Genomic DNA, 13,240 nt, shown 5'->3' with positions numbered 1-13,240 from the left:
TGAAATATGGTATACCAAATGTGTTGGAAGGAGCCCTGTGAAGCCAGCGGCGTTCACCTACCACCGCGCGTACGACGTGAACGACACGATCGCGCAGCTGGCCGAGCTCGGCCAGGACGCGAAGATCCTGGCTGGCGGGCAGAGCCTGGTCGCGATGATGAACTTCCGGCTGGCCAGGCCGAGCGCACTGGTGGACATCACCAGGATCGCCGGCCTCGACTACCTGGAGCGGGACGCGCACGGTCTGCGGATCGGCGCGCTGACCAGGCACCGGACCGTCGAGACCACCAAGGTCGACGGGTTCCGGGTGCTGGCGAGGGCCGCGCGGTGGATCGGCCACTACCCCATCCGCTGCCGCGGCACGTTCGGCGGCAGCATCGCCCACGGCGACTCCACGGCCGAGTGGTGCGTGCTCGCGGTCCTGCTCGAAGCCCAGGTCGTGCTGCAGGGACCGCGCGGGCGGCGTGAGGTCCCGGCGACCGAGTTCTTCCACGGCTTCTTCATGACCGCGGCCCAGCCGGACGAGATGATCGTCGAGGTCCGGTTCCCGAAACCGGCGCCGCACGCGGCGCTGACCGAGTTCTCCCAGCGGCAGGGCGACTTCGCGATCGTCGCCGCGAGCGCACGGCTCGACCTGGCCGAAGACGAGGTGCGCACGTCCCGGATCGTGCTCGGCGGCGTCGGCCAGCAACCGGTGGTCGTCGACGCCGACCTGGCCGGGCAACCCGCGAACGAGGAAACGTGGCGTGCGGCAGGCGAAACGGCCGCGGCGCAGGTCGATCCCCCGTCGGACGGGCACGGCAGCAGCGCGTACCGCAAGAAACTCACCGCCGCGCTCGTGGCCCGCGCGCTCGCCGAGGCAGCGGCATGACGGCGTGGGTCGGGGCACGGGTTCCCCGCAAGGAAGACCGCCGGATGTTGCTGGGACGCGGTCGTTTCGTCGCCGACATGGCGCGCACGGACACGCTGCATGCCGGATTTGTCCGCAGTCCGCACGCTTCCGCGACGATCAAGTCGATCGACGTCAGCGCGGCCAAGCGGGTCGACGGTGTCCTGGACGTGCTGACCGGCGCCGATCTCGGCGACCCGTTCCTGCGGTCGGTACTGGAACGCGACGAGTTCGTCCCGACGAAGATGCCGATGCTGTCGGGTGACCGGGTCCGGTTCGCCGGCGAACCGGTGGCGGTCGTGATCGCCGAGGACGCGTACGCGGCCGAGGACGGCGCCGAGGCGGTCGAGGTCGAGTGGGAGACCGGGCCGGTCGTGATGGACATCGGCGCGGCCGTCGCCGCCGACGTGGAAGTCCACAGTGGAACCCGGAACTGCCTCGTCGACCTGGTCATGTTCGACGATCCCGCACTGGACCGGATCTTCGCGGACGCCCGGCTGACCATCGAGGCGACGTTCACCAGCGCACGGGTTTCCGGGCTGCCCATCGAAGGCCGCGCGACCATGGCCGAATGGGACGATCGCGACAGTCAGGTCATCGTGCACACGTCCACTCAGGTACCGCACCAGTGCCGGTCCGGAATCGCGCAGGCACTGGGCATCCCCGAGCGCGGCGTGCGCGTGATCGCCCCGGACGTCGGCGGCGGATTCGGCCAGAAGTGCGTGGTCAGCCGCGAGGAGGTGGTGATCGCCGCCGCCGCGATGCGGTTGCGCCGCCCGGTGATCTGGGTGGAGGACCGCCAGGAGAACCTGACCGCGTCGGTGCACGGACACGAACAGCGTTACGACGTCACGGCCGCGTTCGACGCCGACGGCCGGATCCTCGGCCTGGCAGCGGACATCACGTGCGACATCGGCGCGTACTCGGTCTTCCCGTTCACGTGCGCGGTCGAACCGCTGATGGCGGCGACGGAACTGCCCGGGATCTACAAGGTCCCCGCCTACCGGGCGCGCGGCCGGGGTTTCGCCACGAACAAGGCGCCGACCGCGCCGTACCGCGGTGTGTCGAGGCCGCAGATCGTGCTGGTCATGGAACGCCTGATGGAGAAGGCGGCGGCCCGGCTCGGCGTCGATCCGATCGAAATCCGCCGCCGCAACATGATCCTGCCCGGCGAGTTCCCGTACACCGGCGTCAACAAGATCACGTACGACGAGGGCAGCTATCTGGAATCCCTCGACCTGACCGAGAAAAAAATCACCGAGGCCGGTTGGTATACCGAACGCGACCGGTTGCGCGAGCAAGGACTTCTCGCCGGAATCGGTTTCTCCTGTTTCTCCGAACGAACCGCGTACGGCACGCCGACGATGTCGCAGCGCAGAATGCGCATGACCCCCGGATACGACACCGCGCACGTCCGAATGGACCCGTCCGGTGAGGTCATCGTGACCACCGGGACATCGGGGCACGGACAGGGTCACGAAACGACGTTCGCGCAAATTGTCGCAGATCAACTGGGCATTCATCCCGATCAAGTGCGGCTGCGGCAAGGCGATACCGATCTGACCTCCTACGGGTGGGGCACATTCGGCAGCCGGTCGATCGTGATCGGCGGTGGCGCGGCCAGCAAGGCGGCGGCCTCGGTGGCGGGCAGACTTCGAAAAGTGGCGGCGCACCTGCTGGAGGTCGGCGAGGACGACGTGCAGCTGGCCGACGGCCGCGCCGGGGTGCGCGGGGTGCCGGACGCGTCGCTGCCCATCGCTGAGCTGGCAAGAGTCGTGCATTTCCAAACACACCAACTGCCCGAGGAATGCCGTTACGGGCTCGAGGCGCGGGAAAGCGCGGACCCGCCGGGAACGTTCTCGAATGCGTGTCACGCAACACTCGTTTCCGTCGACCCGGAAACGGGGGACATCCGTGCGCGGAAGTTCATGGTCGTGGAAGACTGTGGGGTCATCATCAACCCGTTGGTAGTGGACGGCCAAGTGCGCGGCGGTGTCGCGCAAGGGATAGCGGCCGCACTCTACGAACGGATCACGTTCGACCAAGAAGGACAGCCGACGAGCGCGACCCTGATGGACTACCTGGTACCGACAGCGACCGAGATCTGCCCGATCGAGATCCACCACCTGGAAACGCCATCCCAGTTCTCTGAGAACGGTTCCAAGGGGATGGGTGAAGGCGGCACGATCGGCGCGCCCGCCGCCGTGCTCAACGCGATCAACGACGCGCTGGCGCACCGCGGTGCCGAGTTCGACCACATTCCCGTCATGCCGGAGGACGTGCTGTCATGAAGGACATCCACCTGATCGCGCTGGCGGTCAACGGCAACGAGCACGAGATCGTGGTCGAGTCCCGGCGCACGCTGGCCGACGTGCTGCGGCACGACCTCGGCTACACCGGCACGCACGTCGGCTGCGAGCACGGGATCTGCGGTGCCTGCACGGTTCTGCTCGACGGCGAGCCGGTGCGGTCCTGCCTGGTGTTCGGCGTGCAGGCCGACGGCTGCGAAGTCCGCACGGTCGAAGGCCTCGCGGACGGCGAGGAGCTCTCCGACCTGCAGAAAGCGTTCAGCCGGTGCCACGGGCTGCAGTGCGGGTTCTGCACGCCGGGGTTCCTGATGCTGTCCGAGGCGTATCTGTCCGAACAGGACACTGTGCCGGACGAGGCCGAGGTCCGCGAGGTGCTGGCGGCCAACCTCTGCCGGTGCACCGGCTACCAGGGGATAGTCGAGGCGGTCCGGCAGGTCGCCGAGGAGCGCATGGGATGACGTCGATCGGCGAGCGGCTGCCGCGCAAGGAGGATCCGCGTCTGCTGCGCGGCCTCGGCCGGTTCTGCGACGACCAGGACCGGGCCGGGCAGGTGTGGATGCGCGTGGTGCGCTCGCCGATCGCGCACGGCAGGCTCGTCGAGGTCAGGAAACCTGGCAGCGCTCCCGGAGGAAGTGTTGTCACAGCGCGGGATCTGCCACCAGGGCTGCGAATCCCGGTGCGCCTCACCGTGCAGGGCATCGATCTGACCGAATATCTGCAACCTGTTCTCGCTGCCGACGAGGTCCGGTACGTCGGCGAACCGGTCGCCGTCGTCCTCGCGGACGACCCGTACGAAGCCGAGGACATAGCCGAGCGCGTCGAGGTCGACATCGACGAACTGCCGGTCACAGTGGACACCGCGAGCGGTACGAAGGCGGCGGAGTTCGAACTCGGCTACGGGCCCGTGGAGTCCGCGTTCGCGCAGGCGGCGCACGTTGTCACGGTCGAGTTCGACGTCGGCCGCCACAGCGCGGTCCCGTTGGAACCGAGGGCTTTGCTCGCCGACGTGGATCCGGCGACCGGCGCGCTGCGGATCTTCGGGATGACCAAGGTGCCGGTGTTCAACCGGGACGTGCTCGCGGGGATGCTCGGCGTGGACGAGAACCTGATCCACGTGCACGCCATGGACACGGGCGGCGGCTTCGGCGTGCGCGGCGAGTTCTACCCGGAGGACTTCCTGGTCCCCTGGCTGGCACGCAAGCTGCGCCGTCCGGTCAAGTGGGTGGAGGACCGGGCCGAACACCTCGTCGCGGCCAACCACTCCCGCCAGCAGCGCCACGTCGCCTCGGCGGCGTTCGACGAGAACGGCACGTTGCTCGGCCTGAAGGACGACGTGCTGCACGACAACGGCGCGTACGCCAGGACGCACGGGATCATCGTGCCCGAACTGACGCTGGCGATGCTGCCGGGTCCTTATCGCGTCCCGGCGTTCCACGGCCGCATCCAGGTCATGCTGACCAACAAGACTCCGTGCGGTACCTATCGCGCGCCGGGCCGGTTCGAGGGAACCTCGGTGCGTGAGCAGTTGTTCGACGTCGCCGCGGATCGGATGGGCATCGACCGCGTGGAGTTGAGGCGCAGGAACCTGCTCACCGCGGACGAACTGCCGCACACCAGGGCGATGAGCACCCTGGGCACGGACGTCGTGCTCGACTCCGGCGACTACGCCGGCCTGCTGGACAAGGCGATGGTCGAAGCCGACCGCCTCGGCTACCGGTCCCAGCTGGAATCGCTGCGGGAACGAGGGCACAGCGCCGGTCTCGGTGTGGCGGTGTTCCTCGAGAAGAGCGGACTCGGGCCACAGGAGACCGCGGACGTCGTGGTCGGCACGTCCGGCGAGGTCCGCGTGCACTCCGGCGGAACCTCGCTCGGCCAAGGCATCGAGACCGTACTGGCGCAGGTCACCGCGGACGCGCTGGCGGTGGACCCCGCAGTGGTCACTGTGGTCAACGGCGACACGGTGCTGCAGCCCTTCGGCGGTGGATCATGGGCTTCGCGGTCCACAGTCGTCGGTGGCAGCGCGGTGCACAAGGCAGCGCTGGCGGTGCGGGAACGTGCGATCCAGCTGGCTTCCCGGATGCTGGAGGTGTCCGAGGACGACCTCGAGGTCGCCGCGGGCACGATCCGCGTCAAGGGCGCGCCGGGCATGAGCGTGTCGTACGCCGAGGTTGCGACTGCTTGCCGCCCGGGCAGTCCGCATCTGCGGAACGACGAGCCGGCGGGGCTGTCCGCGCGGCGCAGGTTCGAAGTCGAGCACATGACCTATCCCTACGGTGTCCACCTCGCGCTGGTGGACGTGGACACGGGAACAGGGCACGTGAAGGTGTTGCGCTACCTCGTGGCGTACGACGTCGGCAGGGCGATCAACCCGACATTGGTCGAAGGTCAGCTACTCGGTGGTGTCGCACAGGGGGTTGGTGGCGCTTTGCTGGAGGAGTTCCGGTACGACGATGCCGGACAACCACAGGCGGTGACGTTCATGGACTACCAGTTGCCGACAGCGGCCGAACTGCCGCACATCGACATCCTGGTGGCCCAGGACGCTCCGGCACCGGGCAATCCCCTTGGGGTGAAGGGGGCCGGTGAAGGCGGGGTGACCGCGGCCGGCGCGTCGATCGCGGGGGCGATCAGAGACGCGTTGGGCCTCACCGGTCCGGTGGGGCGTTTGCCGATGACCGCGGAGCGGGTGCGCGGTCTGATTGAGGAGGGGACATGACCGAGACCGGACAACCGGCGTTGAACTACGTCAGCAAGACCGACATGGTGGTCGCGCTGATCCGCGAGCTGATCATCACCGGTGAACTCGCCGCGGGAAAGCAGCTCAGACAACGCGATCTGGCCGCGCGGTTCCACGTCAGCCAGACACCGGTCCGCGAGGCGATGCGCAGGCTGGAGTCCGAAGGGCTCGTGGTCGGCGACGCGCACCGCGGGTTCACGGTCGTCGAGGCCGATTCCGGGTCGACCGAGGAGAACTTCCAGATCCGCGCGGCGCTGGAGTCGCTCGGCGCCGGGCTGGCCGCGGCGAAGATCGACGAGGCCGGGATCGCCAGGCTGACCGAGCTGAACGAGCGGATGCGCGGGCTCGCCGAGCAGGACCCGCTGTACTCCGAGCTCAACCGGGAATTCCACTTCACCATCTACGAGTACGCGCACAGCCCGCTGCTGCTGTCGCTGATGCGCCTGATGTGGCAGGCACTGCACGGCGGCCCCCGCGTCACCCGCAGCCACGCCGAGTCGATCGGCCAGCACGAGCTGATCGTCGACGCGTTGCGCCGGGGCGACGCCGACGACGCGCGCAAGGCGACGTACGAGCACATCATGGGCGCGATTCCCCTGGACTGAGGTGGAGGGCTTGTGGTCCGCATCGAGACCGACGACGGGGTGGCCCTGCACGCGGAGGTGACCGGAACCGGTTTCCCGCTGCTGTTCGTGCACGAGTTCGCGGGCGACCACCGCAGCTGGGAACCACAGGTGCGGTACTTCTCCGGCTCGCACCGCTGCATCACGTACTCGGCTCGCGGTTACCCGCCGTCGGACGTCCCGACGGACCCGGCGGCGTACTCGCAGGAACGCGCGGTCAAGGACGTGGTCGCTGTCCTCGACGGCCTGGATGTGGCGAAGGCGCACGTCGTCGGCCTGTCGATGGGCGGCTTCACGACGTTGCACCTCGTGCTGCGGCACCCGGACCGGGTGGCTTCTGCCGTCGTGGCGGGCGCGGGTTACGGCGCGCAACCCGAGAAGCAGGAGGGATTCCGCGCCGAATGCCACGCGACCGCGGACTCGTTCGAGCACAAGGGCGCCGCCGAGGTGGCCAAGACGTACGCGATCGGCCCGGCGCGTGTGCAGTTCCAGAACAAGAACCCGCGTGGCTGGGCCGAATTCGCCGACGCGCTGGCCGGGCACTCCTCGATCGGCTCGGCGTTGACGATGCGCGGCGTGCAGGCGTCACGTCCGTCGCTGTACTCGCTGACCGACGAGCTGGCCAGGATCTGCACGCCGGTGCTGATCGTGGTCGGCGACGAGGACGAAGGCTGCCTCGAGCCGGACCTGATGCTCAAGCGGACCATTCCCACGTCCGGTCTGGCCGTGCTGCCGCAGACCGGTCACACGGCCAACCTGGAGGAACCGGACCTGTTCAACTCCACAGTGGACAGATTCGTCGGCGCGGTCGACCGCGGCGCGTGGCGGACACGCGATCCGCGGTCGCGAACGGGCTCAACCATGTAGTTCCCTGCCGTAGCGCGCCAGAACCTTGGCGCGCAGGTCAGGGTCGTTGCGCGGCACCGGTTCCAGGAAGATCTCGGTCAGCTCGGCGAACTCCGACCGCAGGTCAGCCTCGATCCGGACGCACGCGCGTTCCAGGTCGGCCGCGCCGAGCTTGTCGTCGAAGTCCAGACGGGCGCACAACAGCACGCTGTCGGTGCCGGTGGTCATCGTCAGCAGGTCGACCACCGCCTCGACCTCCGGCGTCTCCCGCAACCGCATGCCGACGGCCTTGACCAGCACCGGGTCCGCCTGGCGGCCGATCAGCAGGCCCCGGTTGGTCCGGCTGAGCAGGTACGCCACGGCCGCGAGCAGCAGACCGATCATGACCGACGCGATGCCGTCCGCCAGCTGCGAACCGGTGAGCTGGTGCAGCCCGATCCCGGCGAACGCGATCAGCAACCCGACCAGCGCGGCGCTGTCCTCGAACAGGACGGTCTTGCTCGTCGGATCGTCGCTGTGGCGCAGGTACTCGAACAGCGAGCGGCTCTCGGCCTTGGCGTCACGGCGGGTCTGGCGCACGGCCTGCGTCCACGAGATCGACTCCAGCGCGAACGCCAGCGCCAGCACGACGTACGCGACGACCGGCGACTCCTGCTCGACCGGTTCGCCGAAGATGGCCGAGAAGCCTTCGTAGAACGAGAAAACCGCGCCGGACACGAAGATCGACACGGCTGCCAGCAGCGACCAGAAGTAGCGCTCTTTGCCGTACCCGAAGGGATGTGCGCGGTCGGCGGGCCGTGCGGACGTGCGCAACGCGGTGAGCAGCAACGCCTCGGTGAAGGTGTCGGCGACCGAGTGCGCGGCCTCGGCGAGCATCGCGGCCGAGCCGGTGATCAACCCGGCGATCGCCTTCATGATCGCGATCGCCAGGTTGACCACGAGGGCCAGTACGACGGTGAGCGTGCTCTCGCCGCCCGGTTTGTCCTCTTTGGTCTCGCGCGCCATGCCCATCAGTGTGGCGGTCAGGACCTGGGCACGCACGACAACCGGCCGTCAGCGGGGAGTGGCGAGAATCTGCAAGAACATCGGCAACCGGCGCCACCGGTTCCTGCAGATCCAGAAGCTCGATCGGATCGAACGACATCTCGAACGGCTCATCCGCCTCGAACCTGCCACCTGCCGCTTCCTTGGCGATCAGGTCGTGGTCGCCGTTGGCCAACCGCCACAGCCGAACCGACGCCTGCTCCTCGACCAGACTGACTTCGCCGGCGGTGCCCCTTCGATGGGCAGGTACCGCTCGGCGAGGTCGGTGGTCCAGACCCCGTACAGATCCACCAACGGATCGAAGGACTCGATCCTCTCCGCCTCGGCGACCACGGAAACCACATCCTCGATCATGTGTTCGGGTCACCCGGCTTGCCGAGGTCAACGCGCCTGCGATCAGGTCGTTGACAAGTCCTCCTTGGCTGGCTCTGCTGCCGTCTTCGCGGGCTGGCCGCGCTTGACGGCGGTGAGCAGCAACTGCGACACGTCCACCACCTCGACGTGCTCGCCGGCGAGGCCGTCACTCTTGCGCTGGGTGAGGCCGTCGTTGAGCATCACGCGGCAGAACGGGCAACCGGTGGCGATCTTCGTCGGCGCCGTGCCGAGTGCCTCGTCCACGCGGGCCACGTTGATGCGCTTGCCGATCCGCTCCTCCATCCACATCCGCGCGCCACCGGCGCCGCAGCACATGGACTTGTCGGCGTGCCGCGGCATCTCGCGCATGGACACGCCCGAGGACTCGATCAGCTCGCGCGGTGCCTCGTAGACCTTGTTGTGACGGCCCAGGTAGCACGGGTCGTGGTACGTGACGTCCTCCGCGACCGGGGCGACCGGCACCAGCTTGCGCTCGCGCACCAGCTTGTTGAGCAGCTGCGTGTGGTGCACGACCTCGAACGTGCCACCGAGCTCCGGGTACTCGTTGCCGAGGGTGTTGAAACAGTGCGCGCAGGTCGCAACGATCTTCTTGACCTTGCGGTCCTCGAAGACGCCGTTGAGCACTTCCACGTTCTGCTGCGCCAGCATCTGGAACAGGAACTCGTTGCCCGCGCGCCGCGCCGGGTCACCGGTGCAGGCTTCATCCGAGCCGAGCACCACGTACTTCACGCCCGCGATGTGCAGCAGCTCGGCGACCGCGCGGGTGGTCTTCTTCGCCCGGTCCTCGAACGCTCCCGCGCAGCCGACCCAGAACAGGTACTCGAAGTCCTGGCTGCCGTCGAACACCGGGACCTCGAAGTCCAGGTCCTCGGTCCACTGCAACCGGTCCTTGGCGTTCTGGCCCCACGGGTTGCCCTTGTTCTCCAGGTTCTTGAACATCCCGTTCAGCTCGGCGGGGAAGTTCGACTCGATCAGCACCTGGTAGCGGCGCATGTCGACGATGTGGTCGACGTGCTCGATGTCCACCGGGCACTGCTCGACGCACGCGCCGCAGGTCGTGCAGGACCACAGCGCGTCCGGGTCGATGACGTCGCCGACGAGCGCCTTCTCCGACTCGGCCAGCGCCAGGACGTCGATGCCGGCGTGCGACTCGAGGCCGATCTCGTCACCGGCCATGTCCCGCTTGCCGCCCGCCAGCAGGTACGGCGCCTTGGCGTACGCGTGGTCGCGCAGCTGGGTGATGACCATCTTGGGCGACAACGGCTTCTCGGTGTTCCACGCCGGGCACTGGGACTGGCAGCGCCCGCACTCCGTGCACGTGGTGAAGTCCAGCCAGCCCTTCCAGGAGAAGTCCTCGACCTTGCCCGCGCCGAAGACGTCCTTCTCCGGGTCGGCCTCCTCGAAGTCCAGCGGCTTGCCGCCGCTCATCATCGGCTTGACCTTGCCGAGCGCGGTGCCTTCCTCGCGCTTGAAGTAGATGTTGAAGAACGCGGTGAAGCGGTGCCACGCCACACCCATGGTCTGGTTGAGCGAGATCACGATCAGCCAGACCATCGCGGAGAAGATCTTCATCGCCGCGAAGACCGAGACCAGCGCGGGTTCGGCGGGCAGCACCGAGCCGATCAGCTTGGCGACCGGCGCCGACCAGGTCGGCACGTCGAAGTAGCCCGCGGCGTACTTCGCGGCGCGGATGCCCATCACGCCGAGGCCTTCGACCAGCACGACCGCCTCGACGAAGTACGCGCGCCCCATCCGTGAGCCGCTGAACCGCGACGCGCGGCCCTTGAACCGGGGGTGGTTGCTCTGCCGGATGTAGATCAGGCCGAGGATGCCGAGGACCGTTGCCAGCCCGAGCAGTTCCACGAGCAGGTTGTACGGACCCCAGTGGCCGATCCACGGCAGGTCCCAGCTGGGCACGAACACCTCGCCGTACGCGGCGACGACGCTCAGGATCAGCCCGCCGAACCCGGCCATGACGAACCAGTGCAGCACCCCGATGTGGCTCCACTTGAGCATCCGGGTGTGCCCGAGGACCTCTTTGACCATCACGGCCATGCGCCGGCCGAACGGGCCGTTGCGCGTGGAGTCCGGCTGGCCCAGCCGGATCGTGGCCAGCATGCGCCGCACCGTCATGGTGGTCATGACGATCGCGACCGCGGTCAGCACCACGCAGAGGATGCCGAGGATCAGCCCCAAGCCTGTCATGCGGCTGAAGGTAACCGGGGTTACTCGTCAGTAACCAGTCCAGCGTGATCTGGATCGCTCAAATTGCCTTGGTATTGGGACGATCGTCCCGTTAACTTGGCACTATGCCCCCATACCTGCTCCTGGCGGTCGCCATCGCCGGGGAAGTCGCGGCGACCACATCGCTGAAGCTGTCGGAGAACTTCTCCAAGCCGGTGCCGTCGGTGGTGGTCGTGGTCGGCTACGTGATCGCTTTCGGCGTGCTCGCCAAGCTCCTCAAGGACGGTTTCCCGGTCGGCGTCGCGTACGCGGTCTGGGCCGCGGCGGGCATCGCGCTGGTCGCGGCCATCGGCGTGCTGTTCTTCAAGGAGCCGCTGACGTGGACCATGATCGGCGGGCTCGCGCTGATCATCGGTGGCGTCGTCCTGCTCGAACTGGGCAGGTCGCACTGATCACGCAACCGGACGGCCGCAAGGCCAGGGGCGACCGGCGCAGGCAGGAGCTGATCGAGGCGACCCTGCGGGTGATCGAACGCGACGGCGTCGCGGGCGTGACGCACCGCACTGTCGCCAAAGAGGCCGGCGTGCCGACGACGTCGACCACGTACCACTTCGCCAGCCTCGAAGACCTCCTCACCGCCACGCTCACCTGGTGCGCCGGTGGGTTCACCACGGCCGTGCGCGACCTCGTCGAGCGAGCCAGGATCAGGGGAAGTCAGGGTGCCCGCGAGGTCGCCGAGATGATCGTCGAAGCCCTCGGCCCCGAGCGCGGCCGGACCATGGCCGAGTACGAGCTCTACCTGTTCGCCGCGCGCAAACCGGCACTGCGCCCGGCCGCGCGACTGTGGCTCGACGTGCTGACGAGCCTGGTCCAGCACGACGACGAGGTGGCGTTCCGCGCGTTCCTCGCCGGGATGGACGGACTGCTCATGCAGGGCCTGATCGACGACGAACCGCCGACCGTGGCCGAGCTCGAACCGGTGGTCGCGTACCTGATGCGACCCTCGAAACCCTGATCTTGACCGGTCGGGGTTCAGCCCGGATGGCGTATCCACCGCGAGTCGCAAGGCTTCGCGGCATGAGAAAAACCGTTGTCGCGCTCGCCGCCGCTGTCGCCGTCGGCGTCTCGGCACTGCCCGCACAGGCAGCCACTTTGCCGCCGCCCAACGACACCCTCCTGACAGCGGCGCTGGAGGGCTTACCCGACGCCGAGGCCACGGGCGCGCTCGTCCGGATCACCGGTTCCGCAGGGCGCTGGCAGGGCACAGCGGGCAAGTACGACATCGACAAGGGCGGCCCGATCCGGCCGGACGGCCGGTTCCGGATCGGCAGCGTCACCAAGGTCTACACCGCCGTGCTCGTGCTCAAGCTCGCCGACAAGGGCAGGATCGACCTGAACCAGCCGGTCCAGCGCTACCTGCCGGGCGTCCTGCCCGCGGACTACCCGCCGATCCCGGTGTACACGCTGCTCGACCACACCGCCGGACTACCGCACGTCGACATTCCGCAGATGGGCGAACCGCGGTGGGTCCTCGAGCACCGCTTCGACAACTGGACGCCCCGCCAGGTCCTCGACACGGTGATCAAGCAGCCGACGGTGTTCACGCCGGGCACCGCGCAGCGGTACAGCAACTCGAACTACATCGTCGCCGGTCTGCTCGCCGAACAGGTCACCGGCAAGTCGTACGCCCGTCTGGTGCGGGAATGGATCGCCGACCCGCTTGGCCTGTGCCACACCTACTACCCCGAGGCCGACCCCCGGCTGCCCGGCCCGACTGCCCGTGGCTACTTCGCGGTCGACGGCGAACTGCACGACGTCACCGAGATGAACCAGTCCATCCCGTGGGCCGCGGGCGGGCTGATCTCCACCGCGCCGGAGCTGGACACGTTCATCAGCGCGCTGCTGCGCGGCCGTCTGCTCGGCAAGGAGTCGATGACCAGGCTCTTCACCGTGCCGAAGGTGAAGAACTTCGACGACGGCCGCCCGGCGAACTACAGCCAGGGCCTGCAGACCGAGACCTTCAACGGCGTCACCGTGTGGGGCAAGACCGGTACCCGCTACGGCTACGCCAGCGGTGTGTTCGCCACGCGTCCCCAGCCAGGGACAGGCCGGATCGAGCGCACCGCGGTGTACTCGGTCAACGCGACCGACAAGTCCACCACCGGGCCGGGCGAACGCATTCGCCGGATAGCGGACGCCGCCACGCGCTGAGGAATTCACCGCACACGGGTAG

12 protein-coding genes are annotated in these 13,240 nt (G+C 68.2%); 9 read left to right on the top strand and 3 right to left on the bottom strand.

The annotated features are described in order from the left end of the window. Positions 1-37 precede the first annotated feature (37 nt). From AOZ06_RS52210 to AOZ06_RS52185, 6 genes are read left to right on the top strand one after another with little or no spacing between them, the layout of a single operon-like run. A complete protein-coding gene (locus AOZ06_RS52210; RefSeq protein ID WP_054296183.1) occupies positions 38-871 on the top strand; it encodes an FAD binding domain-containing protein in 834 nt (277 codons plus the stop codon). Next, positions 868-3,180, top strand: a complete 2,313-nt coding sequence (locus tag AOZ06_RS52205) for a xanthine dehydrogenase family protein molybdopterin-binding subunit (RefSeq protein ID WP_054296182.1) — start codon at positions 868-870, stop codon at positions 3,178-3,180. Before AOZ06_RS52210 ends, AOZ06_RS52205 begins: the two co-directional genes overlap by 4 nt. Next, entirely contained in the window at positions 3,177-3,656 is a 480-nt protein-coding gene (locus AOZ06_RS52200) for a (2Fe-2S)-binding protein (RefSeq protein WP_054296181.1), read from the top strand. The genes AOZ06_RS52205 and AOZ06_RS52200 overlap by 4 nt, the downstream gene beginning before the upstream one ends. Beyond that, positions 3,653-5,914, top strand: a complete 2,262-nt coding sequence (locus AOZ06_RS52195) for a xanthine dehydrogenase family protein molybdopterin-binding subunit (protein WP_054296180.1) — start codon at positions 3,653-3,655, stop codon at positions 5,912-5,914. Before AOZ06_RS52200 ends, AOZ06_RS52195 begins: the two co-directional genes overlap by 4 nt. Continuing rightward, complete coding sequence (locus AOZ06_RS52190) at positions 5,911-6,540, top strand: GntR family transcriptional regulator (RefSeq protein WP_054296179.1); 630 nt, start codon at positions 5,911-5,913, stop codon at positions 6,538-6,540. Before AOZ06_RS52195 ends, AOZ06_RS52190 begins: the two co-directional genes overlap by 4 nt. A 12-nt stretch (positions 6,541-6,552) precedes the next feature. Further along, complete coding sequence (locus tag AOZ06_RS52185; protein ID WP_054296178.1) at positions 6,553-7,425, top strand: alpha/beta fold hydrolase; 873 nt, start codon at positions 6,553-6,555, stop codon at positions 7,423-7,425. Here AOZ06_RS52185 and AOZ06_RS52180 read toward each other — a convergent pair. The 3 genes from AOZ06_RS52180 to AOZ06_RS52170 form a co-directional block, all read right to left on the bottom strand. Then, positions 7,414-8,409: a cation diffusion facilitator family transporter gene (locus AOZ06_RS52180; protein ID WP_054297548.1), complete on the bottom strand. Its 996-nt coding sequence runs from the start codon at positions 8,407-8,409 to the stop codon at positions 7,414-7,416. The two genes, AOZ06_RS52185 and AOZ06_RS52180, sit on opposite strands and share 12 nt — an antisense overlap. A gap of 189 nt (positions 8,410-8,598) precedes the next feature. Beyond that, positions 8,599-8,802 carry a hypothetical protein gene (locus AOZ06_RS52175; RefSeq protein ID WP_054296177.1) on the bottom strand — a complete coding sequence of 68 codons (204 nt, stop codon included), beginning with the start codon at positions 8,800-8,802 and terminating at the stop codon, positions 8,599-8,601. A 42-nt stretch (positions 8,803-8,844) separates the two neighbouring features. Then, positions 8,845-11,028, bottom strand: coding sequence for a (Fe-S)-binding protein (locus AOZ06_RS52170; protein ID WP_054296176.1), 2,184 nt, complete (start codon positions 11,026-11,028; stop codon positions 8,845-8,847). Positions 11,029-11,132: 104 nt separating this feature from the next. Here AOZ06_RS52170 and AOZ06_RS52165 point away from each other — a divergent pair, with 104 nt between their 5' ends. The 3 genes from AOZ06_RS52165 (at position 11,133) to AOZ06_RS52155 (ending at position 13,218) form a co-directional block, all read left to right on the top strand. Continuing rightward, positions 11,133-11,459: a DMT family transporter gene (locus tag AOZ06_RS52165; protein WP_054296175.1), complete on the top strand. Its 327-nt coding sequence runs from the start codon at positions 11,133-11,135 to the stop codon at positions 11,457-11,459. Further along, positions 11,456-12,022 (top strand): TetR/AcrR family transcriptional regulator, encoded by a 567-nt coding sequence (locus AOZ06_RS52160; protein ID WP_054297547.1) that lies wholly within the window; start codon positions 11,456-11,458, stop codon positions 12,020-12,022. Before AOZ06_RS52165 ends, AOZ06_RS52160 begins: the two co-directional genes overlap by 4 nt. A 62-nt stretch (positions 12,023-12,084) precedes the next feature. Continuing rightward, positions 12,085-13,218 carry a serine hydrolase domain-containing protein gene (locus tag AOZ06_RS52155; protein ID WP_054296174.1) on the top strand — a complete coding sequence of 378 codons (1,134 nt, stop codon included), beginning with the start codon at positions 12,085-12,087 and terminating at the stop codon, positions 13,216-13,218. The last annotated feature ends 22 nt before the right edge of the window (positions 13,219-13,240 follow it).

The organism is Kibdelosporangium phytohabitans (assembly GCF_001302585.1).
Taxonomy (GTDB): Bacteria; Actinomycetota; Actinomycetes; order Mycobacteriales; family Pseudonocardiaceae; genus Kibdelosporangium; species Kibdelosporangium phytohabitans.
This window is presented reverse-complemented; position numbering and strand designations above follow the sequence as displayed.